The 20,379-nt window shown below is 68.3% G+C and carries 21 protein-coding genes; 14 read left to right on the top strand and 7 right to left on the bottom strand.

Features of this window, described 5'->3' with window-relative positions:
• The first annotated feature begins 28 nt into the window (after positions 1-28).
• The gene (locus KIH07_RS00255) at positions 29-628 is read left to right on the top strand and encodes a CAP domain-containing protein (RefSeq protein WP_226490058.1); all 600 of its coding nucleotides are present in this window, start codon (positions 29-31) and stop codon (positions 626-628) included.
• Positions 629-642: 14 nt separating this feature from the next.
• Here KIH07_RS00255 and KIH07_RS00250 read toward each other — a convergent pair whose 3' ends face one another.
• Complete coding sequence (locus tag KIH07_RS00250) at positions 643-1,557, bottom strand: 23S rRNA (adenine(2030)-N(6))-methyltransferase RlmJ (RefSeq protein ID WP_068171056.1); 915 nt, start codon at positions 1,555-1,557, stop codon at positions 643-645.
• A gap of 229 nt (positions 1,558-1,786) precedes the next feature.
• Here KIH07_RS00250 and rplM point away from each other — a divergent pair, with 229 nt between their 5' ends.
• The 5 genes from rplM to erpA all read left to right on the top strand — a co-directional run bounded on the left by rplM (position 1,787) and on the right by erpA (position 4,351).
• Positions 1,787-2,218 carry a 50S ribosomal protein L13 gene (gene rplM / locus KIH07_RS00245; RefSeq protein WP_068171060.1) on the top strand — a complete coding sequence of 144 codons (432 nt, stop codon included), beginning with the start codon at positions 1,787-1,789 and terminating at the stop codon, positions 2,216-2,218.
• Between the two features lie 12 nt (positions 2,219-2,230).
• Positions 2,231-2,623: a 30S ribosomal protein S9 gene (rpsI, locus tag KIH07_RS00240; RefSeq protein WP_226490057.1), complete on the top strand. Its 393-nt coding sequence runs from the start codon at positions 2,231-2,233 to the stop codon at positions 2,621-2,623.
• A gap of 104 nt (positions 2,624-2,727) precedes the next feature.
• Complete coding sequence (locus KIH07_RS00235) at positions 2,728-3,435, top strand: DUF6776 family protein (RefSeq protein ID WP_226490056.1); 708 nt, start codon at positions 2,728-2,730, stop codon at positions 3,433-3,435.
• Positions 3,436-3,472: 37 nt separating this feature from the next.
• Positions 3,473-3,871, top strand: a complete 399-nt coding sequence (locus KIH07_RS00230; protein WP_226490055.1) for a bactofilin family protein — start codon at positions 3,473-3,475, stop codon at positions 3,869-3,871.
• A 114-nt stretch (positions 3,872-3,985) separates the two neighbouring features.
• On the top strand, positions 3,986-4,351 hold the full coding sequence (gene erpA / locus KIH07_RS00225; RefSeq protein WP_226490054.1) for an iron-sulfur cluster insertion protein ErpA: 366 nt from the start codon (positions 3,986-3,988) through the stop codon (positions 4,349-4,351).
• Positions 4,352-4,422: 71 nt separating this feature from the next.
• Here erpA and KIH07_RS00220 read toward each other — a convergent pair whose 3' ends face one another.
• Positions 4,423-5,784, bottom strand: coding sequence for a M23 family metallopeptidase (locus tag KIH07_RS00220; protein ID WP_226490053.1), 1,362 nt, complete (start codon positions 5,782-5,784; stop codon positions 4,423-4,425).
• A gap of 201 nt (positions 5,785-5,985) precedes the next feature.
• Between KIH07_RS00220 and tyrS the strand changes: the two genes are divergently transcribed.
• From tyrS to KIH07_RS00200, 4 genes are all read left to right on the top strand, one after another.
• Positions 5,986-7,248: a tyrosine--tRNA ligase gene (tyrS, locus tag KIH07_RS00215; RefSeq protein ID WP_226490052.1), complete on the top strand. Its 1,263-nt coding sequence runs from the start codon at positions 5,986-5,988 to the stop codon at positions 7,246-7,248.
• 114 nt (positions 7,249-7,362) lie between these two features.
• Entirely contained in the window at positions 7,363-8,283 is a 921-nt protein-coding gene (locus tag KIH07_RS00210) for a cation diffusion facilitator family transporter (protein WP_226490051.1), read from the top strand.
• Positions 8,280-8,741, top strand: a complete 462-nt coding sequence (dtd, locus tag KIH07_RS00205; RefSeq protein WP_226490050.1) for a D-aminoacyl-tRNA deacylase — start codon at positions 8,280-8,282, stop codon at positions 8,739-8,741. The genes KIH07_RS00210 and dtd overlap by 4 nt, the downstream gene beginning before the upstream one ends.
• A 4-nt stretch (positions 8,742-8,745) precedes the next feature.
• Entirely contained in the window at positions 8,746-9,729 is a 984-nt protein-coding gene (locus tag KIH07_RS00200; protein ID WP_226490049.1) for a hypothetical protein, read from the top strand.
• Between the two features lie 126 nt (positions 9,730-9,855).
• Here the strand turns inward: KIH07_RS00200 and ybeY are convergent, their stop codons facing one another.
• Together ybeY and KIH07_RS00190 are read right to left on the bottom strand one after the other, a co-directional pair.
• Complete coding sequence (ybeY, locus tag KIH07_RS00195; protein WP_226490048.1) at positions 9,856-10,317, bottom strand: rRNA maturation RNase YbeY; 462 nt, start codon at positions 10,315-10,317, stop codon at positions 9,856-9,858.
• Between the two features lie 14 nt (positions 10,318-10,331).
• Entirely contained in the window at positions 10,332-11,309 is a 978-nt protein-coding gene (locus tag KIH07_RS00190; protein ID WP_226490047.1) for a PhoH family protein, read from the bottom strand.
• An 89-nt stretch (positions 11,310-11,398) separates the two neighbouring features.
• Between KIH07_RS00190 and ruvA the strand changes: the two genes are divergently transcribed.
• Together ruvA and ruvB are read left to right on the top strand one after the other, a co-directional pair.
• Positions 11,399-11,977, top strand: coding sequence for a Holliday junction branch migration protein RuvA (gene ruvA, locus KIH07_RS00185; RefSeq protein WP_226490046.1), 579 nt, complete (start codon positions 11,399-11,401; stop codon positions 11,975-11,977).
• Between the two features lie 7 nt (positions 11,978-11,984).
• Positions 11,985-13,037, top strand: coding sequence for a Holliday junction branch migration DNA helicase RuvB (gene ruvB / locus KIH07_RS00180; RefSeq protein ID WP_226490045.1), 1,053 nt, complete (start codon positions 11,985-11,987; stop codon positions 13,035-13,037).
• Here ruvB and KIH07_RS00175 read toward each other — a convergent pair.
• Positions 13,027-14,760, bottom strand: a complete 1,734-nt coding sequence (locus KIH07_RS00175) for a lysoplasmalogenase family protein (protein WP_226490044.1) — start codon at positions 14,758-14,760, stop codon at positions 13,027-13,029. The genes ruvB and KIH07_RS00175 overlap by 11 nt on opposite strands.
• 104 nt (positions 14,761-14,864) lie before the next feature.
• Here KIH07_RS00175 and KIH07_RS00170 point away from each other — a divergent pair, with 104 nt between their 5' ends.
• On the top strand, positions 14,865-15,950 hold the full coding sequence (locus KIH07_RS00170; RefSeq protein WP_226490043.1) for an SPOR domain-containing protein: 1,086 nt from the start codon (positions 14,865-14,867) through the stop codon (positions 15,948-15,950).
• 63 nt (positions 15,951-16,013) lie between these two features.
• Here the strand turns inward: KIH07_RS00170 and KIH07_RS00165 are convergent, their stop codons facing one another.
• Both KIH07_RS00165 and KIH07_RS00160 read right to left on the bottom strand, forming a co-directional pair.
• On the bottom strand, positions 16,014-17,183 hold the full coding sequence (locus tag KIH07_RS00165) for a DSD1 family PLP-dependent enzyme (RefSeq protein WP_226490042.1): 1,170 nt from the start codon (positions 17,181-17,183) through the stop codon (positions 16,014-16,016).
• Positions 17,184-17,192: 9 nt separating this feature from the next.
• On the bottom strand, positions 17,193-17,843 hold the full coding sequence (locus tag KIH07_RS00160) for a histidine phosphatase family protein (RefSeq protein ID WP_226490041.1): 651 nt from the start codon (positions 17,841-17,843) through the stop codon (positions 17,193-17,195).
• Positions 17,844-17,980: 137 nt separating this feature from the next.
• Between KIH07_RS00160 and KIH07_RS00155 the strand changes: the two genes are divergently transcribed.
• Positions 17,981-20,341 carry a PAS domain-containing protein gene (locus tag KIH07_RS00155; RefSeq protein WP_226490040.1) on the top strand — a complete coding sequence of 787 codons (2,361 nt, stop codon included), beginning with the start codon at positions 17,981-17,983 and terminating at the stop codon, positions 20,339-20,341.
• Positions 20,342-20,379 lie beyond the last annotated feature (38 nt).

The raw sequence follows: 20,379 nt of genomic DNA, 5'->3' as shown, positions 1-20,379 counted from the left end.
GCGGCATTTGCCCCTAGAGTCGCGCCTCATGACCTCTTCCCTTGTGTTTCCCGGCCCGGTGGCGTGGCGTGTGCCGGCCTGGCTGGGTGCGGGGGCCTTGGGGGTGGCGCTGTTGATCGCCTGTGGCGGCGGCGATGGGTCCGACGCCCCTGCGCCCGATCAGGCCGCCAGCGGTTGGGTGCCCCTGGACGCCAGCACCAGCTGCGGCCTGCCCGACTTCCAGGCGACCCTGCTCCAGCAGATCAACGCGGCCAGGGCCCGTGCGCGCAGCTGTGGCCCGACGGCCATGCCGGCGGTGTCGCCGCTGGCCTGGGACGCGCGCCTGTTCTCAGCGGCGGCCCGCCACTCGACCGATATGGCGGGGCACAACTATTTCTCGCACACCGGGCGTGATGGCCGCAACGTCGACCAGCGCGTGCTGGCCGAGGGATACGCCTGGACCTCGGTGGGGGAGAACATCGCCGCTGGTCCGTCATCCGTTTCGGCCGTGATGTCGGGCTGGCTGGACAGCCCCGGCCATTGCAGCAACCTCATGCGTACGGGGTACGTGCACGTGGGCGTGGCCTGCGTGCAGCGCAGCGGCAGCACCTATGGCCGCTACTGGACGATGGTGCTGGCGCGTCCTTGAAGCGCCGGCACGGCTCAGCCGCCGGTGTCCAGCGACTGGGACTTGCCCCGACCGCGCCCCAGAATGGCCAGCAGTTGCGGCAGGGCCGCCTGCAGCGCGGCCTTGAGCGTGTGCGGTGGGTTGATGACGAACATGCCGCTGGCGGTCAGGCCGGGGCGGTCGTCCGGGCCGTGCGTCGGGTCCTGCCCGATCGCCAGCGTGGCGTGCAGCCAGGGCCGTTGCGCCTGGTTGGCCAGGGTCTTGAGGCGGCGTGGCAGGTCGTGCGCCTCCGGGCGCGGAATGATCGGGTACCAAACCAGGTAGGTGCCGGTCGGGAAGCGGCGGATGAGCTCCTGTATGCAGGCGCTCACTTTGCCGTAGTCGCTCTTGATCTCGTAGCTGGGGTCGATCAGCACCAGGGCCCGCTTGGAGCCGGTGGCCGACGGGGGCGGTGGCAGCAGCGGTTTGACGCCCTCGAATCCGTCCTGCAAGGCCACCGCGATCTGGCGGCCGGCTTCGAGCTGGCCGATGTTGGCCGACAGGGTCCGGCTATCGGTGGGGTGCAGCTCGAACAACTTGAGCCGGTCGCGCGACTCGGTGCGCAGCAGGGAATGCATGACGAAGGGCGAACCCGGGTAGACACGCAACAGGCCCGAAGGGTTGAAGCTGGCGATCAGGTCCAGGTAGTCGTCCAGCGCCGGTGCGGCGGCCACAGGCTCGGCGCCGGCCGGGCGCAGCGCCGCCATCAGCTTGACCACGCCGTCCTTGGCCTCGCCCCCGGTTTCGGTGTAGTCGCCGTCCAGCCGGTACAGCCCGGCGCCCGCGTGGGTGTCGATCAGCGTGATGCCGGCCTCTTTCTGCATCAGATGGCGCAGCGTGGCGATCAGGGTGGTGTGCTTGAGCACGTCGGCGTGGTTGCCGGCGTGGAAGGCGTGTCGGTAACTGAACATGCACCGATGGTAGCGCCCCCGACCCTGGTGAGAGACAAAACTTGCCGCCCCGCTTGCCAGCGACAGCCGTTGTTTCGTACAATCGAGGGCTTCGCAGCGAAATGCATGGCTCCGCGACGAAGACCGCGCACCGGGCAACCGGGGCGCAAAACCCCACCTAAGAGTGTTCCGACAGAGAACAACCGACCGTGGAAAAGAGCCGCCAAACCACTTCTTTGAAGAGAAACTCATGACCAAAACGTTCAGCGCCAAACCCGCTGACGTGACGCACGAGTGGTTTGTGATTGACGCGACCGACAAGGTCCTCGGACGAGTTGCCAGTGAAGTGGCTCTCCGTTTGCGCGGCAAACACAAGGCCATTTACACGCCTCACGTCGATACCGGTGACTTCATCGTCATCATCAACGCGTCCAAGATCCGCGTCACGGGCACCAAGTCCCTCGACAAGATTTACTACCGCCACTCCGGTTACCCGGGCGGTATCTACGCCACCAACTTCCGCGACATGCAGGCCAAGCACCCCGGCCGCGCGCTCGAGAAGGCCGTCAAGGGCATGCTGCCCAAGGGCCCGCTCGGCTACGCCATGATCAAGAAGCTCAAGGTGTACGGCGGTGCTGAGCACCCGCACACCGCCCAACAGCCGCAAGTGCTGGAACTCTAAAGGAGCCTTGAGATGATTGGTGAATGGAACAATGGCACCGGCCGTCGCAAATCCAGCGTCGCCCGTGTGTTTCTGAAAAAAGGCTCCGGCCAGATCGTGGTCAACGGCAAGGACATCCAGTCCTACTTCGGCCGCGAGACCTCCATCATGATCGCCAAGCAGCCGCTGCTGCTGACCAACCACGCCGAAACCTTCGACGTGATGGTCAACGTGCACGGTGGTGGTGAATCCGGCCAGGCCGGTGCGGTGCGTCACGGCATCACCCGCGCCCTGATCGATTACGACGCAACGCTCAAGCCGGAACTGTCCCAAGCCGGTTTCGTCACGCGCGATGCCCGTGAAGTCGAGCGCAAGAAGGTCGGTCTGCGTTCCGCACGCCGCGCCAAGCAGTTCAGCAAGCGCTAACGCGCCTGGCTCCTGCCGCGAAAGCCGCCCGCAAGTTCGTCTTGGGGCGGTTTTTTGCTTCTGAGGGTCCCATGTGGGCGTCTGAATCGTTGGAGGGTGAGTGAATGCGGTTTCGCCTGTTGCGCCGAAGGTTGACGGTGAGCGCACCCCGGGTTTCGGTGCGCAGTGCCCTGCCGTGGCCGTTTCGCTGGCTCCTGGGGGCCGTGGTTCTGGGCTTTTCCGGTGCGTTGGCGCTGTGGGCCTTCGAGTTCGGCAAGGACATTGCCGGCCTGGACCGCAACGCCAAGCAGGAGTTGCAGCAGCTGCGCGCCGAAGTGCAGGTGCTTCGCGCCGAACTGGGCAAGGCGCAGTCCGTGTCCAACACGTCCGAGAGCCTGCTCACGGCCGAAAAGGCCGCCCAGGCGCAGCTCATGTTACAGATACGCCAGCTCGAAACCGACAACCAGGTGTTGCGCAGCGACCTGGGGTTTTTTGAGCGCCTCATTCCGGGTTCGGGCACGAATGCCCTGAGCATCCGTGGCCTGCAGGTGGAGCGCGTGACCCAAGGACAACTCAAATGGCAGGCGCTCATGATCCAGGCCATGAAAAACGCCCCGGACTTCCGGGGCACGCTGGAAATCACCTTCGCCGGCACGCTCGATGGCAAGCCCTGGGCCACGACCCAGGCGCCGGAGCCCCAGCCGGTGCTGATCCAGAGCTATCTGCGGCAGGAGGGACTGGTGGATGTACCCGTTCAGGCCGTGGTAAAAACCGTGACCGCCAAAATCCTGCAGGGTGGCGCGGTCAAGTCGGTGCAAACCCTCAAGCTTTGAACTTTGAATAACCATTAGTCGTCTGGAGCATTTCCCCATGTTTGGCAAAAAGAAGCAGCCACCCATCAAAAGCCTGATCGCGCATGGCACCCGCATCGAAGGCAACGTCCTGTTCCACGATGGCCTGCGGGTCGATGGTGAGGTGGTGGGGGACATCCGAGCCAGCGACGCGCAGCCCAGCATCCTGGTGGTCAGCGAAACGGCCAGTGCCACCGGGCAGATCCATGCGGACCACGTCATCATCAACGGTGCCGTCAAGGGCCCCGTGTTTGCCTACGATCTGCTGGAGCTCCAGCCCAAGGCGCGCATCGAAGGGGACGTGTCGTACAAGTCGCTGGAGATGCACCAAGGCGCCACCATCTCCGGCCAGCTCAAACCCATGGCCGGCGGGCTCGAAGAGAAACCCCCACTGAAGCTGGCGGCAAACAACGGCTGAGCACATTCCCGAGCGATTTGCTATAGCATTCAGTTTCCGGTGAATGGGCGACATTCACACCAGCATTTTCCGCGTGCGGGCCCACCCCGCCACAACCACGATACGAGGTGAACCATGAGCGCAGTGGCCGACAACATCCAGACCGAAATGCCCGCACCGCTGGTCTTCACGGACAGCGCCGCGGCCAAGGTGGCCGAGTTGGTTGCCGAAGAAGGCAATCCCGACCTGAAGCTGCGCGTGTTCGTGCAAGGCGGCGGGTGCTCGGGCTTCCAGTACGGCTTCACGTTTGACGAAGTGGTCAACGATGACGACACCACCATGACGAAGAATGGCGTGTCGCTGCTGATCGACGCGATGAGCTACCAGTACCTGGTCGGCGCCGAGATCGACTACAAGGAAGACTTGGAGGGTGCCCAGTTCGTGATCAAGAACCCCAACGCCAACAGCACCTGCGGGTGTGGATCGAGCTTCAGCGTCTGACGCGGGGCTTCACGTCATGAAAAAAGGGGAGCCATCGGCTCCCCTTTTTGTTGTTCTGATCGAACCGAACCCTATTCGGCGCTGGCCTGCTCAATGGTGGTGGCCGCATCCAGATGCATGCGCTGAACCTGCGCCACCGCATCGAAGCGCGAACGCAATGCGGGGTTCAGTGGGATGTTCTCGCTGCGGCGCGCGATCTCCAGCGGGTCCTGGTGCACGCCGCGGTCGCGGAATTCAAAATGCAGGTGCGGCCCGGTAGAGGCGCCGGTGGTGCCCACAGCGCCCACGCGCTCGCCCTGTTCGACGGGCTGGCCGCGCCGGACGTCGATGCGGCTCAGGTGCGCGTACAGGGTGGACTTGTTGTCCCGGTGGTTGATTTCGATCACGTTGCCATAGCCGCGCTGCCATCCCGCGAAACTGACCACGCCGTCGCTGACGGTGCGAACCGGTGTGCCGGTGGGCGCGGCGTAGTCCACACCAAGGTGGGCTTTCTGTTTGCCGGAGAGGGGGTGAAAGCGCATGCCGTAGCCGCTGCTGACCCGGGTGAACTCCAGTGGCGAGCCCAGGAAGGCCTTGCGTGAGCTCTGGCCATCGAAGCCGTAGTAGGCCCCCTTCTGACCAGGGGCTTCAAACCACACCGCTTCGTGCGCGCGATCCTTGTTGACGAACACCGCGCTGAGAATCCGGCCCGCGCGCAGGCTTTCGCCGTCGGCCTCGAGGCTTTCGTAGACGACGCTGAAGCGGTCGCCCTGGCGCAGATCGCGCCGGAAATCGATGTCGGAGGCAAAGATCTCGGCCAGTTGCGCGGCGACGTTGTCGGGCAGGCCGGCTTCATCGGTGGCGGCAAACAGCGAACTGTGGATGACGCCACCGGCGAGCTTGTTGCTGGCGACCAGCGCGCCGGTTTCCACCCGGGCGGACAGGCCATCGACGCCAGGCTCGACCACCAGGCGGTGGAACACCTGTCCTTCGTCGGGTAACCAGCGCGCGCTCAGGCGCAACAGTTCCTGGCGGTCGCTGGTCTCGACGGTCACCAGTTTGCCGGTGCGCCCGCCAAAGAGCTGGCGCGCGGTGGGATCGTTGCGCAGGAATTCGGATGCGGCCGCATCCAGCACGCCCAGGCGTTGCAACAGGCTTTGGGCGGTGTCGTCCCGGCGCACGGTGTCGCTGCGGTACAGGGTGAAGGGGACGGCAGCGGCGGGCAGTTCCAGCGCCAGCGGCTCGGCGGCCAGGGCTTCGATCACCTGATGCACCGGCAGCGTGGCGGCATCGGGGGCCAGCGGGGCGAGACCGAATGCGGTGACGCCGGTGCCCAGCAGCAGCAGGCCGATGCCGGCCATGACGCGGCGCGGGTGGCGACCGAGACTGGCGGCCAGACGCTGCGGTGCGGTGCGCGCCGTCAGGCTCAGCGTGTCCAAGGTGGATGGTTTCAAGATACAGGTCCAGCGGGCACGCCGCGTGAACGGCGCACAAAAATGGGGGAAAGATTCAGCGTTGGGGATTGTGGTTCCCGCTGGCCGATCAACGGCAAGGGACACACTTTGTGTTGGCATGAATCATGCCAACTAGAATCCACGGTTCTGTCGACCAAAAGTATAGCCAGATCCAGGGCTGCAGCATCTGAAAAAACCCGTATGAACACCTCCCAAAAAGACGGTAAAAGTTCTCAAAAACAGGCCTTTGGGCCGGGTGAACCGACAGAAGGCGTGCGCGAGGCCCTGGCCGTGACGCTGCGCGGCTGCGAAGAGCTGATCCCGCAGGACGACTGGGTAAAGAAGCTGGCGAGGTCGGAGGCCACCGGCGTGCCGCTGCGCATCAAATTGGGGCTGGATCCGACAGCGCCCGACATCCACATCGGCCACACGGTGGTGCTCAACAAGATGCGCCAGCTCCAGGACCTGGGCCACCAGGTGATCTTCCTGATCGGCGATTTCACCAGCCTGATCGGCGACCCATCGGGGCGCAACAACACGCGCCCACCGCTGACCCCCGAGCAGATCAAGGCCAACGCCGAAACCTACTACCGGCAGGCCAGTCTGGTGCTGGACCCGGCAAGGACCGAGATCCGCTACAACAGCGAATGGAGCCTGCCGCTGGGCTCCATGGGCATGATCCAGCTCGCGGCCAAGTACACCGTGGCGCGCATGATGGAGCGCAACGATTTCCACGACCGTTTCAAGGCCGGCACGCCGATCAGCGTGCACGAGTTCCTGTACCCGCTGATGCAGGGTTACGACTCGGTGGCGCTCAAGAGCGACCTGGAGCTCGGTGGCACCGACCAGAAGTTCAACCTGCTCATGGGGCGGCATCTGCAGCAGGAGTACGGTCAGGAGCCGCAGTGCATCCTGACCATGCCGCTGCTCGAAGGTCTGGATGGCATCGAGAAGATGTCCAAGTCCAAGAACAACTACATCGGCATCACCGAAGAAGCCAACACCATGTTTGCCAAGGTGCTGAGCATCTCGGACACGCTGATGTGGCGCTGGTACACGCTGCTGTCCTTCAGGACGCTGGCCGAGATCGAGGCGCTGAAGCGGGAGATTGACGGCGGGCGCAACCCCAAGGACGCCAAGGTGATGCTGGCCAAGGAAATCACCACCCGGTTCCACAGCGCGGCGGCCGCCGAAGCGGCCGAGCAGGACTTCATCAACCGCAGCAAGGGCGGTGTGCCCGACGAGATTCCCGAGGTGTCGCTGTCGGGCGCGCCCATGGGCATTGGTGCGCTGTTGAAGGCGGCCGGTCTGGCGGCATCGTCCAGCGAGGGCAACCGCCTGATCGACGGCGGCGGCGTGCGCATCGACGGCGCGGTCGTCAGTGACAAGGGGCTCAAGCTCGACGTGGGGACGTACGTCGTCCAGGTGGGCAAACGCAAGTTCGCTCGCGTCGGACTGCTGTGACGCGGCGCGGGCCGCTCCGCTGGGCCGGCCGCCCGGGCGCAGCACGCTTCACGCCGCAGCCGCTGAACCTCCGAGATCCGGCCGGACTTTTCTGATTCACAAGTGGTGCCGCCCATGATCATGCGATTTCTGACGCCCCGGCGCCTGTTGATGGCCTCCGTGGCGGTGGCCGTGATCACCATCACCCTCAAGACCCTGGCCTGGGTGGTCACCGATTCGGTGGGCCTGCTGTCCGACGCCATGGAGTCGCTGGTGAATCTGGCCAGCGCCGTCTTCGGGCTGGTGATGGTGACGATCGCCGCGCGACCGGCCGACGAAGACCACCCCTACGGCCACCACAAGGCCGAGTATTTCTCCTCCGGCTTCGAAGGCATCCTGATCATCGTGGCCGCGCTGGGCATCGTCTGGACGGCGGTGCACCGTTTGCTCGATCCACAACCCATCGAGCAGGTGGGCTGGGGTCTGGCGCTGTCGGTGGCCAGCTCGGCACTCAATGGTCTGCTGGCCTGGGTGATGTTCGGCGCGGCCAAGCAACACCGTTCGATCGCGCTCGAAGCCGATGCGAAGCACCTGATCACCGACGTCTGGACCTCGGCCGGTGTGGTGATCGGCATCGCACTGGTGCATTTCACGGGCTGGCTCTGGCTGGACCCTGTGGTGGCCATCGGCGTGGCGTTGAACATCCTGAAAGAAGGTTTTCATCTGCTCTGGCGTTCGTCACAGGGGTTGATGGACGAAGCGGTGGAGCCCGAGGTGATGGCCACGATCCAGCAGACGCTGGACGGATTCGCGAGTCAGCGCGGCGAAACCGCCATCATCCGCTTCGACCACGTGAGCACCCGCAAGGCCGGGCAACGCCGCTTCGTGGATCTGCACATGCACATGCCCGCGGCCTGGTCGCTCGGGCGCGCGGCCGCGGTGCGGGGCAGCGTGGAGCAGGCGCTGATGAGCGCGGTGCCCGGCTTGCGCGCCAGCATCCAGCTGCTGCCCAGCGACGTGGAAGCGCATTTTGAAGACGAAAGGGACTTGATTTGATCGCTTTGCTGCAGCGCGTGAGCGAGGCCCGCGTGGTGATCGCGGGCGAGACGGTGGGCGAGATCGGCCCGGGCCTGCTGGTGCTGGTCTGCGCCGAACCCGGTGACACCGGGGCCGTGGGCGATAAGCTGCTGGCCAAGATCCTGAAGCTGCGCATTTTTTCCGACGAGCAGGGCAAGATGAACCGCAGCGTGCAGGACGTGGGCGGTGCCCTGCTCATCGTCAGCCAGTTCACGCTGGCGGCCGACACGACGGGCGGCAACCGGCCCGGCTTCAGCAACGCGGCGCCGCCGGCGCTGGGTGAGGCGCTCTACGACGACTTCGTTCAGAGAGCCCGCGCGGCGCATCCCGTTGTGCAGACCGGCCGCTTCGGCGCCGACATGCGGGTGCACCTCGTCAACGATGGCCCGGTGACGATCCCGCTGCGCATGACGCCACCTACTTCTTCCCCGCTGTGAACCCATGACGCTTGAGTTGATTTCCACCGATTCCCCGTTCACCGGCGACGGCGCCCGCGTGTTGGGCGCCAGCCTGCTGGGCCGGCCCTTGCCCGCCAGCCGGCCAGGCTGGCCGGTGCAGCGCCTGGAGGCGCCGCTGCTGGGCGCCGGGCCGGGCGCGCTGCACGAAACCTGGGTGGCGGATGCGCCCACGCTGCAGGGCCACACCGAAGGCATCCACTGGCGGCGCAGCGGCGACGTGCTGTTCGGCCAGATCGACCTCGACGAACCGCCGGCCGATCCGGACGCCCTGCAAGCCCTCAGCGAGCAGGCCTATGCCAGCCTGTTTCGCCTGCTCGACGCACAGGGCTTGCCGCATCTGTGGCGGGTCTGGAACTACATGGCCGACATCACCGGCCAGGCTGGCGAGCTCGAACGCTACCGGCTGTTCAACCTGGGGCGCGGCGAGGCGTTCGTGCAGAGCGCCCGCGGCGTGGAGGGCCAGGTGCCGGCCGCCTGCGCCCTCGGCCTGGCCGGCGGGCCCTTGTCGATCGCCTTCCTGGCGGGCGCCACGCCCGTGGTGCCGGTCGAGAACCCGCGCCAGGTCAGCGCCTACCACTACCCGGCCGACTACGGGCCGCGCAGCCCCACGTTTTCGCGCGCCGCGCTGGCCTACCCGCCGGGGCAGGAGCTGCTGTTCATCTCGGGCACGGCCAGCATCGTCGGCCACCGCAGCGTGCACCTCGGCGACGTGCGGGCGCAGAGCCTGGAGGCGATGGACAACATCGCCGCCGTGGTCGCCGAGGCCAACCGCCATGCGCGCGGCGGCGCTTTCACCCTGCCTGCGTTGAGCTACCGGGTGTACATCCGCCACGCGGCGGACCAGGCCGTGGTGCAGGCCGTGCTGGAGCAGCGCATCGGCGCGGCGCCCCTGGTGTGCCTGCGGGCCGACATCTGCCGGAGCGAGCTGTTGATGGAAGTCGAGGCGATGGGCGCGCAGCCTGTGTAGGTGAAACACCCCTGCCGCGCTTCGCGCGACCCCCTCAAGGGGGCGACACCTGCGGCCCGGCAAAGCCGGTTCCGCGGTGTCTCTTGGTGGCTCAACTTGCTCTGGGGGCGGCCCGGCGCTGCCGGTTCAGTCGCGCCGGTACGGGTCCGGCTCGCCGAGCCCGGCCAGGATCTGGGTCTCGCGCGCTTCCATCGCCTGCGCGTCCTCTTCGCCGGTTTCGTGGTCCCAGCCCTGGGCGTGCAACGCGCCGTGCACCAGCAGGTGCGCGTAGTGCTCGGCCAATGGTTTGCCCAGGTCGGCGGCCTCGCGCGCGACCACCGGTGCGCACAGCACCAGGTCGGCCATCACCACCGGTTCGGTGGCGTAGTCGAAGGTGAGCACGTTGGTGGCGTAGTCCTTGTGCCGGTAGTCGCGGTTGAGCGCCTGGCCTTCTTCGGCGTCGACGATGCGCACCGTGATCTCGGCGTCGGTGTCGAGCGCGTGGCGGATCCAGCGCATCACCTTGTGGCGGGGCAGCGCGGCGCGGTGGGGGGCGGCGTCTTGCAGCGCGCCGAATTGCAGGGAGAGGCTCAGGGAGGGCAGGGCCATGGCGGGAAAGGGGTTCAGGCGGCCGTGCGGCGCGCGCGTTTGGCGGGGGCCACGTCGGTGCTGGGGTGGCGCGCTTCGTAGGCGTCCACGATGCGAGCCACCAGCGGGTGGCGCACCACGTCGGCGCTGCTCAGGCGCGTGATGGCGATGCCCTGCACGCGTTTCAACACGCGCTCGGCGTCGATCAGGCCGCTGAGTTCGGTGCGCGGCAGGTCGATCTGGCTCACGTCGCCCGTCACCACCGCCTTGCTGCCGAAACCGATGCGGGTGAGGAACATCTTCATCTGCTCGACCGTGGTGTTCTGCGCTTCGTCCAGGATCACGAAGGCGTGGTTGAGCGTGCGCCCGCGCATGAAGGCCAGCGGCGCGATCTCGATCTGCTGGCGCTCGAAGGCCTTCTGCACCTTGTCGAAACCCATCAGGTCGTGCAGCGCGTCGTACAGCGGGCGCAGGTACGGGTCCACCTTCTGGCCCAGGTCGCCGGGCAGGAAACCGAGTTTTTCGCCGGCCTCCACCGCCGGGCGCGTGAGCACGATGCGCTGCACGGCGCTGCGCTCCAGCGCGTCCACCGCGCAGGCCACGGCCAGGTAGGTCTTGCCGGTGCCGGCTGGGCCGATGCCGAAGGTGATGTCGTGCGTGGCCATGTTTTCCAGGTAGCGCGCCTGGGCCGGCGTGCGCCCGCGCACCTCGCCACGGCGCGTCTGCATCGCCAGGGCGTCGTCGCCCGTGGCCGGTAGCGCGGTGTCGCCGCTGAGCATGAGTTGCACCGTTTCGGCGGGGATCGGCTTCTTCGCCATCTCGTACAGCGCCTGCAGTGTCTCCATCGCCTGGCTGGCCTTGGCCTTGGGGCCCTCGACGCGGAACTGCTCGAAGCGGTGCGCCACCTTGACCTGCAGCGCCGCCTCGATGCTGCGAATGTGGCTGTCCATCGGTCCGCACAAATGGCCCATGCGCAGGTTGTCGGGCGGGGAGAAGGTGTGTCTGAGAATCAAACCGATAATCCGTGAAGTTGATAGCCCCCCGAGGGGGTGCGGTCGTTCCCGGGGCGGCCTGGCGAACGACTTACAAAGGAAAGTTCCCAATGATAGGCAAGTTGACCGGCACCCTGCTGGAAAAGAATCCGCCGCAGATCCTGATCGACTGCCACGGCGTGGGCTACGAGGTGGACGTGCCCATGAGCACTTTCTACAACCTGCCGGGCGCGGGCGAAAAAGTGTCGCTGCTGACGCACTTCGTGGTGCGCGAGGATGCGCAGATCTTGTACGGCTTTGGCAGCGCGCCCGAACGCGAGGCCTTCCGCCAGCTCATCAAGATCAGCGGCGTGGGGCCGCGCACGGCGCTGTCGGTGTTGTCGGGCATGAGCGTGGCCGATCTGTCCCAGGCCATCAGCGCGCAGGACAGCGGACGCATCGTCAAGGTGCCCGGTATCGGCAAGAAGACCGCCGAACGCCTGCTGCTCGAACTCAAAGGCAAGCTCGGCGCCGACCTGAACCTGGCCAGCGGGGGCCCGGTGCAAAGCGACGTGCAGAGCGACATCCAGCAGGCCCTGATGGCGCTGGGTTACAGCGAAAAAGACGCCGCCGCCGCCCTCAAGGCCCTGCCGGCCGATGTGGGCGTGAGCGACGGCATCAAACTGGCGCTGAAAGCGCTGGCGAAGTGAGCACCCCATGAGCATCCAGACCGACGATTTCGCCCCCGCGCCCCGCGTGGTGTCCGCCGCGCCCGCGTCGCCCAAAGAGGAAGCGATCGAGCGCGCGCTGCGCCCCAAGCTGCTCGACGAATACGTGGGCCAGGTGAAGGTGCGCGAACAGCTCGAAATCTTCATCGGCGCGGCCAAGAAGCGCAGCGAGGCGCTGGACCACGTCTTGCTGTTCGGCCCGCCGGGCCTGGGCAAGACCACGCTCTCGCACATCATTGCGCAGGAGCTGGGCGTGAACCTGCGCCAGACCAGCGGCCCGGTGCTGGAAAAACCGCGCGATCTGGCCGCGCTGCTGACCAATCTGGAAGCCAACGACGTGCTGTTCATCGACGAAATCCACCGGCTCAGCCCGGTCGTCGAGGAAATCCTGTACCCCGCGCTGGAGGACTACCAGATCGACATCATGATCGGCGAAGGCCCGGCGGCGCGCAGCATCAAACTGGACCTGCAGCCCTTTACTTTGGTCGGCGCGACCACGCGCGCGGGCATGTTGACCAACCCCCTGCGCGACCGCTTCGGCATCGTCGCGCGGCTGGAGTTCTACACCGCCGAAGAGCTGGCGCGCATCGTCAAGCGCAGCGCGGGCCTGCTGAACGCGCCCATGGACGAAGAGGGCGGTTTCGAGATCGCGCGCCGCTCACGCGGCACGCCGCGCATCGCGAACCGGCTGCTGCGCCGCGTGCGCGACTTCGCCGACGTGAAGGGCCGCGGCACCATCACGCTGGACATCGCCAACCGCGCGCTGGCCATGCTCGACGTGGACCCGCAGGGCTTCGACCTGATGGACCGCAAGCTGCTCGAAGCCGTGATCCACCGCTTCGACGGCGGGCCGGTGGGGCTGGACAACATCGCGGCCAGCATCGGCGAAGAGCGCGACACCATCGAGGACGTGATCGAGCCTTACCTGATCCAGCAGGGGTTTCTGCAGCGCACGCCGCGCGGGCGCATCGCCACGCTGGCGGCCTACCGCCACCTGGGGGTGGCGCCACCAGCGAACGAGGGCGCGCTGTTCAGCGAGTGAGCCCTGGGGCGCTGCCGCGCAGCACGCCCATCACCATCAGGCACTGCGCGGCGTAGTAGCTGCCCAGCACCCAGAAGGCCGACATCGGCAGCGGGCTCACGAAGCGGTTGAGGGCCAGCAGCGCGTCGCTCGCCATGAAACACGCGGCGCCCACCGCCACCATCACCGACGGGCCGTCGCGCAGCACACTGGCGCGGCCCATGGCCTGCGCGGCCATCAGGCCGATGGCCAGCACATAGGCCGCCACGGGCCCGCGCAGCCCGGTGGGCAGGCCGCCGAACCACAGCACGGCATACATGCCCAGCCCCACGGCGGCCACCGCGCCCAGCGCCTGGCGGTTCGCCAGCCAGGGCACACCCTGGCGGAACAGCACGGTGTAGGCGATGTGGGCGAGCAGGAAGGCCGCCAGCCCGGGAATGAACAGGCCGTCGAGCATCAGGAACACATCGCCCGCCAGCGAAGCGGCGAGCGCGGCCAGCAGCCAGGGGGCGCCCCGCAGGCGGGCTGAGGGCGCGCGCATGGCCCGCAGCACCAGGCCCAGCGCCACCAGCATGCTCAGGGGCTTGAAGACCAGGTGCACCGTGGGCCAGCCGATGGTGGCGCTGGCCATGGACAAGGCGGCGCATTCGATCAGCAGCACCTCGCCCATGGTGATGCGGCCTTGCAGCAGTGCGCCCACGGCCCACAGCCCGGCCAGCAGCGCGGCGAACCCGGCAATGTTGTGCGCCAGCGGGGCGGTGTCGGCCTGCCAGAGAAACGCCGCCACACCAGCCAGCAAGGCCACGAACTGCAGGGCCGCGAAGACCGCCACCGGGCGGGCAACGGGGGGTGCGTAGGGGGTCACGGCGGTGATGTCGAACGCCGGCTTGGGGTGGTGCGCCGCCACGTCGGCCGGCCGCCAGCCCGGTGGTTTGAACCAGAGGCGCAGCTTGTCGGCCCAGCGGCGCGTGCGCCAGGCATCCTGGCCCAGCGCCCAGTAGACCTCGGCGTTGGCCCACAGCGGGTCCCAACTGGCCAGCGGGCTGCGCGTGCCGTAGACGCAGGGTTCGCGCGGGTCTTCTGCCTGAAAACTGCCGAACAACCGGTCCCACAGGATCAGGATGCCGCCGTAGTTCTTGTCCAGGTAGCGCTCGTTCACGGCGTGGTGCACGCGGTGGTTGGAGGGCGAGGCGAACACGCGGTCGAACCAGCCCAGGCGCCCCACGTGTTCGGTGTGGATCCAGAACTGGTAGAGCAGATCGACCAGCCCCACCACCACGAACACCAGTGGCGGCACGCCGGCCAGCGCCATCGGCAGGTAGAACACCCAGCCCAGCAGCGGGTAGCTGCTGGGCTGGCGCAGGGCGGTGGAGAGGTTGTAGTCCTGGCTCTGGTGGTGCACCACGTGCGTGGCCCAGAAGATGCCCACGGTGTGGCCCAGGCGGTGGTTCCAGTAATAGAGGAAGTCGTAGAACAGCAGGGCCAGCAGCCAGCCGGGCAGCGTGGTCCAGAAACCGGCGTCGGGCACCAGCGCCAGGCTGCTGTACACGGCGGTGTAGACGCCGATCCTGAGCAGCGGCGTGAACACCGCGCTGGCCTGGCTCAGCATGCCCAGCGAGACGCTGTTGATGGCGTCGTCGAGCCGGTAGGTGTTGCGGCCGCGGCGCAGGCCGATCACGAATTCGATGGCGATGAGCGCGAGGAAAACCGGCGTGGCCAGCACGATGATCTGGCTGGGACTCATGGGGAAAAGGCGCGGTGGTGGGGTCGGGGCATGCGGGCATTGTGGCGAGTTTCGCCACCGCGTGGCGCTGGCATCAACCCGCAGTTACCGTGCCAGAATCCGGCATGCCCGCCACCCCGCCGCCCGCCGCGAACGCCCCGGAGAGCGCCACGACCGCGCTGTACCGCGCCGCCATCGGGCCGGTGAACACGGCGCACTACCTCGCGCTGTTCGCGCGTTTCAACGAGGCGGGGCGGGCCGGCCCGGCGTGGAACTGGGCCGCGGGTTTTCTCACGCTGAACTGGCTGGTGTTCCGCCAGCTCTGGATCGCCGCGCTGGGGTACGTGGCCTGCGCGGAAGGGCTGTCGCTGCTGGTCCTGGGCGTGGGCCGGCGTTGGCTGCAGTGGCCCGCCGCGGTGGAGTGGGGCGTGCTGGGCGCCCTGCTGGTGTTGAGCATCGCCATGCCGGGCGCCTATGGCAGTGCCTGGCTGCACGCCGAGACCCGACGCCGCATCACGCGCGCCGTGCGCGAGGCCCGCACCGTGCGCGAAGCCTGTGCCGCGCTGGAGCGGCAGGCCAGCACGCGGCGCCGGCTGTGGGGGCTGGTGGCGATCAATGGCGTGCTGGTGGTGGCGCTGGTGGGGGGTTATGTGGCCTGGTCGGTAGTGCCGGCTGTGGGGTCGGTCAACACGCCGTCGCCAGCGCCCCCGCCTGTGGCGCCGGTGGCAACGGCGGCCGTGCCCGCCGCTGTGCCCGGGCCGGCGTTGGCGCCAGCGCCTGTTTCCACGTCCGCGCCCAAGATCCAGCCTGTGCCAGCGGCCGTGGCGGGGCCGGAAATGGAAGCCCCGCTTGAACCGCCAGCGCCCGCCGCGCGGCGCGTGCCCCAGGTGGCGCCGACGCCGCCACCCGTCCTGGCCTCCACCTCCACCTCCATCGCTGCCGCTGCCGCTGCCGAAGCCCAGCCCGCCGCGCCGTCTTCCGCTGGCTTTGCCATCAACGTGGGTCTGTTCGCCGACCCCGCCAACGCCCGGAAAGCCCACGACCGGTTGATCGAGGCGGGCCTGCCCGCGTTCACGCAGACGGTGGCGATGGCCAAGGGCCCGCGCGTCCGGGTGCGCGCCGGCCCGTTCACCACCGGGCCACAGGCCGAAGCCGCCGCCGAGCGCATCCGCGCGCTGGGGCTGGAGGCGCGGGTCTTTCCGCTGCCGTAGCGCGCAAACGCTGAACGGGCCCTTGCGGAGGCGCGCGCCGCGAGGGGCCTGTTCCGCGTTTCTTTACCCCGCGGCGCCCCGTGCGTCGACGCGCACGATGCGCTCCACCCGCCCGGCCGCCAGGCCGCCGCGCACGCCCACCATGGCGTCGTGCAGGTTGACCGTGGGGTCGCAGTGGCCGGGGATCAGCCAGACCGTCTCGCCCAGCCCGGGCAGCGGTGTGTCGCCCTCGGCACGCAGCAGGCCGTGTTCGTCGCCGCCGTTGGCGTACAGCAGCCCGCCGGGGAAGCTCACCTGGGGCAGGCCGCTGTCGATGGCGTGGCTCTTGTGGCCGGCGTCGCACACGGCGTGGTGCGCACTGCGGCTCATGACCTGGGTCTTGACGAACAGGGCGTGTTCGAAGACCGGTGCCTCGGGGTGCGGTTGATTGGCGGCGTAGTCGGCGTCCATGAACAGGTAGGAGCCGGTCTGCAGCTCGTCCCAGACGCCGCTGGCGGCCTCCAGCGCGAAGCTGCCGGTGCCCGCGCCGGTGACCAGCGGCACGGCGATGCCGGCCGAGGCCAGCGCGTCGCGGGTGGTGGCCACGGCCTGGGTGGCGCCTTCGATCGCGCGCTGGCGTTCGGCCAGCGTGCGCAGGTGCTGCGCCCGGCCGTGGTAGGCCTGAAGGCCCGCGAAGCGCAGCGCGGGGTGGTCGGCGATCTGGCGCGCCAGCGCCAGCGCCGCTTCGCCCGGTGGCAGGCCGCAGCGACCCTGGCCGACGTCGATTTCGATGAACACGTCGATGGCCTGGGGGCGCTCCACGCCGGCGTGGGCCAGCGCAGTGGCCAGCCGCGCGATGCCCAGGGCGCTGTCCACCGCGATGGCGAACCGCGTGGGCAGCTCGCGCACCGCCTGCGCCAGCCGAGCCAGCTTGGCCGGCGCGATCACTTCGTTGCTGATGAAGATGTCGCCCACACCGCCTTGGGCGAGGGCCAGCGCTTCGTCGGTCTTCTGCACGCACACGCCCACGGCGCCGTGCGCCATCTGCAGCCGCGCCAGCTCGGCGCTCTTGTGCAGCTTGGCGTGGGGGCGCAGCCGCAGGCCGCGTTCGGCGGCGAAGGCGGCCATGCGCGCCAGGTTGCGGTCCATGGCGTCAAGGTCGATCACCAGCGCCGGGGTGTCGATGGCCTCGACGCTGTGGCCGACCCAGTCCAGCGCACGCTGCCATCGGAGGGATGCAAAGGTCTTGGTCATGCGGCTCCGTCAGGCGTGGCGTTCGTCCAGCGCGTCGTTGCCCTCGGCGGCCTGCAGGTGGGTGGTGTCGGCCCAGCCCACCAGGGTCAGGCCCTCGGGCGACCACAGCAGGCGGTTGATGGCGGTGTTGGTCAGTTCCCAGCTGCGTGGCGCCTGCAGTTCGAGCCGGGTGGCGGCGCGGTAGAGGATATCGAGCACGCCGCCGTGCGCCACCATCAGCACCTGTTCGCCGGGGTGGCGCGCGGCCAGTTCGACCACCGTGTGCACCACGCGCGCCTGCAGCTGCCGCAGCGACTCGCCACCCGGGGGGGCGAAGTCGGGCACACGCTTGCGCCAGGCCAGGCTTTCCGCGGGGTGGTGGGCTTCGAGCTCGGCCCAGGTGCGGCCTTCGAAGCTGCCAAAGTGGCGCTCGCGCAGGCCGGTGTGGGTGTGCACCGGCTTGCCGTGCCGGCTCGCCACGGCCTGCGCCGTTTCCCGGGCGCGGCTCAGGTCGCTGGCGTAGATGGCGTGGATCGTTTCGTCGGCCAGTGCGCGCGCCAGCCGCTGGGCCTGCCAGCGGCCATGTGGGTTGAGGTCGATGTCGGTGTGGCCCTGGATGCGGGTGTCGCGGTTCCAGGCGGTTTCACCGTGGCGCACGGCCAGGATGCGGGTGATCTGCAAAGGGGGCGTCCTGTGGGTTTGTCGGTGCAAACACGCACTGTAGCGGTTTGGCCGCTGGCTGCAAACGGCGCGGCCGAGCGCGAAAACCGGGCTGTTTTTCACGCATGGATGGGCGGGCTTTCGGCCAGAATCGGCCCATGACGCCAGACGCCCGTGTCCCGGACGAGGATTTCTCCTCTTTGTTCAGCTTTCTGCCCATCGGGGCCTACCGCAGCTCGCCCGAGGGCCGGATGCTGCGTTCCAACCCGGCGCTGGTGGCGCTCAATGGCTACAGCAGCGAGGCCGAACACCTGGCCAGTGTGAAAGACATCGCCCTGGAGTGGTATGTGGATCCGCGGCGGCGCGACGAGTTCAAACGCCTGCTGGAGCGCGACGGCTTCGTGCGGGGCTTCGTTTCCGAGATCCGGCGCCACAAGACGGGCGAGCGGATCTGGATCAACGAAAACGCCCACGTGGTGCGCGATGCGGCCAGGCGCATCCTGTTCTACGAGGGCACGGTGGAAGACATCACCGAACGCATCCAGGCCCAGGAGGCGCTGGTGCAGAGCGAAGAGCGCCTGCGGCAGATCACCGCGCAGGTGCCGGGCCTGGTGTTCGTGGTCTACGTGCGCCGCGACGGCGGGCGCGAATACCGCTACGTGAGCCCGGGCGTGCGCGACATCTACGGCTTTGGCCCCGAAGACCTGATGCGCGACCCCGAGCTGATCGCGCGCTACCGCCATCCCGACGACGTGCACCTGCTCCGGCAGGATCTGCAGGCCATCGGCCAGGGGCCGGTGGACCTGGGCGGTGAGTTCCGCATCGTCCTGCCCGATGGCCAGATCAAGTGGGTGTTTCGCCGCTCCTGCACGGTGTCGTCGGACGAGCAGGGCTTTCTGCGGGTGGGCGTGTTGCTCGACGTGACCGACCGCAAACGCGTCGAGGCCGCCCTGCACTCGAACGAGGCGCTGTGGAAGCTGGCGCTGGAGAGCGCGGGCGACGGGGTCTGGGACTGGAACCTGAAAACCGGCGAGGAGTTTCTGTCCCGGAGCATCAAGCGCATGTTCGGCTACGAAGACGACGAGCTGTGCAACCTGGCCGCCGAGCTCGACAGCCGGACCCACCCCGACGACGTGGAGCAGATGCGGGCCGACCGGCAGGCGCATTTCGAGGGGCGCGCCCCGGTGTACCGCAACGAACATCGGGTGCGCTGCAAGGACGGCCGCTGGAAGTGGGTGCTCTCGCGCGGCATGGTGATCGGGCGCGACGACGACGGCCAGCCGCTGCGCATGGTGGGCACCCACACCGACATCACCGAACACAAGCAGGCCGAGGCCCATCAGCGCGCGCTGGAGACGCAGCTGCGCGAGTCGCAGAAGATGGAAGCCATCGGCACCCTGGCCGGGGGCGTGGCGCACGATTTCAACAACCTGCTCGCCGCCATCCTGGGCAACCTGGCGCTGGCGCGCGAAGACGTGGGCGCGCACCACCCGGCGCAGGAAAGCCTGGCCGAGATCAGCCGGGCCGCCATCCGCGCGCGCCAGCTGGTGCAGCAGATCCTGACCTTCAGCCGCCGCCAGACGCAGGAAATGCAGCGCCAGCCGCTCACGCCGCTGGTCGAGGAGGCGCTGGGCCTGATGCGTTCGCTGCTGCCCGCCGGGTTCCGGCTGGTCACGCGGCTGCCGGCCACCGCGCTGCCGGTGCTGGCCGACGCCACTCAGATGCAGCAGGTGCTGATGAACCTGTGCACCAACGCCTGGCAGGCGATGGAGGGCCGCTCGGGCGACATCACGGTGGCGCTGCGCGAGGTGTGCCTCGACGCGTCGCAGGCGTTGCAGCTCGGCGAACTGCCCAGCGGCGCCTACGCCTGCCTGAGCGTGGCCGACAACGGGCCGGGCATGGACGAGGAGACACAGCGCCGCATCTTCGAGCCCTTTTTCACCACCAAGGCCCCGGGCGCGGGCACCGGGCTGGGGCTGGCGGTGGTGCACGGCATCGTCAAGGCGCACCGCGGCGCCATCGCGCTGCACAGCCGCCCGGGTGCCGGCGCGCGTTTTGACGTCTACCTGCCGCTGGCCACCGGCGCGTTGCCGCCAGAGGCACAGGACGCGCCGCCGGACGCCGCCGCCCCCACGGCCGCGCCGGTGAACCCGGGCAAACACGTGATCTACATCGACGACTACGAGGCCATGGTGTTCCTGGTGGGGCGCCTGCTGCGCAAGCAGGGCTACCGGGCGAGCACCTTCGAGTCGGGGGAGGCGGCGCTGGAGTGGCTGCGCGCGCACCCGCAGGACGCGGTGGACCTGGTGGTGACGGACCAGAACATGCCCGGGCTCTCCGGGGTGGAGGTGGCGCGCGAGCTGCGGCAGCTGCGCCCGGGCCTGCGGGTGGCCATCGTCTCGGGCCATGTGAACGACCGCCTGATCGCCGAGGCCGCCGAAGCCGGCGTGTGCGACGTGATGGGCAAGCAGGACAGCATGGACGCGCTGGGCGACGCGATCCGGGCGTTCCTGGACTGAAGGCTACCCCCTGCGTCGCCTTCGGCGCCTCCCCCCTG

Source organism: Hydrogenophaga taeniospiralis (assembly GCF_020510445.1).
Taxonomy (GTDB): Bacteria; Pseudomonadota; Gammaproteobacteria; order Burkholderiales; family Burkholderiaceae_C; genus Hydrogenophaga.
This window is presented reverse-complemented; position numbering and strand designations above follow the sequence as displayed.

Excerpts from the sequence above, each read along its gene's own strand:
- KIH07_RS00255 (WP_226490058.1), top strand. The coding sequence starts at position 29 with ATGACCTCTTCCCTTGTGTTTCCCGGCCCGGTGGCGTGGCGTGTGCCG.
- KIH07_RS00250 (WP_068171056.1), bottom strand. The coding sequence starts at position 1,557 with ATGTTCAGTTACCGACACGCCTTCCACGCCGGCAACCACGCCGACGTG.
- rplM (WP_068171060.1), top strand. The coding sequence starts at position 1,787 with ATGACCAAAACGTTCAGCGCCAAACCCGCTGACGTGACGCACGAGTGG.
- rpsI (WP_226490057.1), top strand. The coding sequence starts at position 2,231 with ATGATTGGTGAATGGAACAATGGCACCGGCCGTCGCAAATCCAGCGTC.
- KIH07_RS00235 (WP_226490056.1), top strand. The coding sequence starts at position 2,728 with ATGCGGTTTCGCCTGTTGCGCCGAAGGTTGACGGTGAGCGCACCCCGG.
- KIH07_RS00230 (WP_226490055.1), top strand. The coding sequence starts at position 3,473 with ATGTTTGGCAAAAAGAAGCAGCCACCCATCAAAAGCCTGATCGCGCAT.
- erpA (WP_226490054.1), top strand. The coding sequence starts at position 3,986 with ATGAGCGCAGTGGCCGACAACATCCAGACCGAAATGCCCGCACCGCTG.
- tyrS (WP_226490052.1), top strand. The coding sequence starts at position 5,986 with ATGAACACCTCCCAAAAAGACGGTAAAAGTTCTCAAAAACAGGCCTTT.
- KIH07_RS00210 (WP_226490051.1), top strand. The coding sequence starts at position 7,363 with ATGATCATGCGATTTCTGACGCCCCGGCGCCTGTTGATGGCCTCCGTG.
- KIH07_RS00200 (WP_226490049.1), top strand. The coding sequence starts at position 8,746 with ATGACGCTTGAGTTGATTTCCACCGATTCCCCGTTCACCGGCGACGGC.
- ybeY (WP_226490048.1), bottom strand. The coding sequence starts at position 10,317 with ATGGCCCTGCCCTCCCTGAGCCTCTCCCTGCAATTCGGCGCGCTGCAA.
- ruvA (WP_226490046.1), top strand. The coding sequence starts at position 11,399 with ATGATAGGCAAGTTGACCGGCACCCTGCTGGAAAAGAATCCGCCGCAG.
- ruvB (WP_226490045.1), top strand. The coding sequence starts at position 11,985 with ATGAGCATCCAGACCGACGATTTCGCCCCCGCGCCCCGCGTGGTGTCC.
- KIH07_RS00175 (WP_226490044.1), bottom strand. The coding sequence starts at position 14,760 with ATGAGTCCCAGCCAGATCATCGTGCTGGCCACGCCGGTTTTCCTCGCG.
- KIH07_RS00170 (WP_226490043.1), top strand. The coding sequence starts at position 14,865 with ATGCCCGCCACCCCGCCGCCCGCCGCGAACGCCCCGGAGAGCGCCACG.
- KIH07_RS00165 (WP_226490042.1), bottom strand. The coding sequence starts at position 17,183 with ATGACCAAGACCTTTGCATCCCTCCGATGGCAGCGTGCGCTGGACTGG.
- KIH07_RS00155 (WP_226490040.1), top strand. The coding sequence starts at position 17,981 with ATGACGCCAGACGCCCGTGTCCCGGACGAGGATTTCTCCTCTTTGTTC.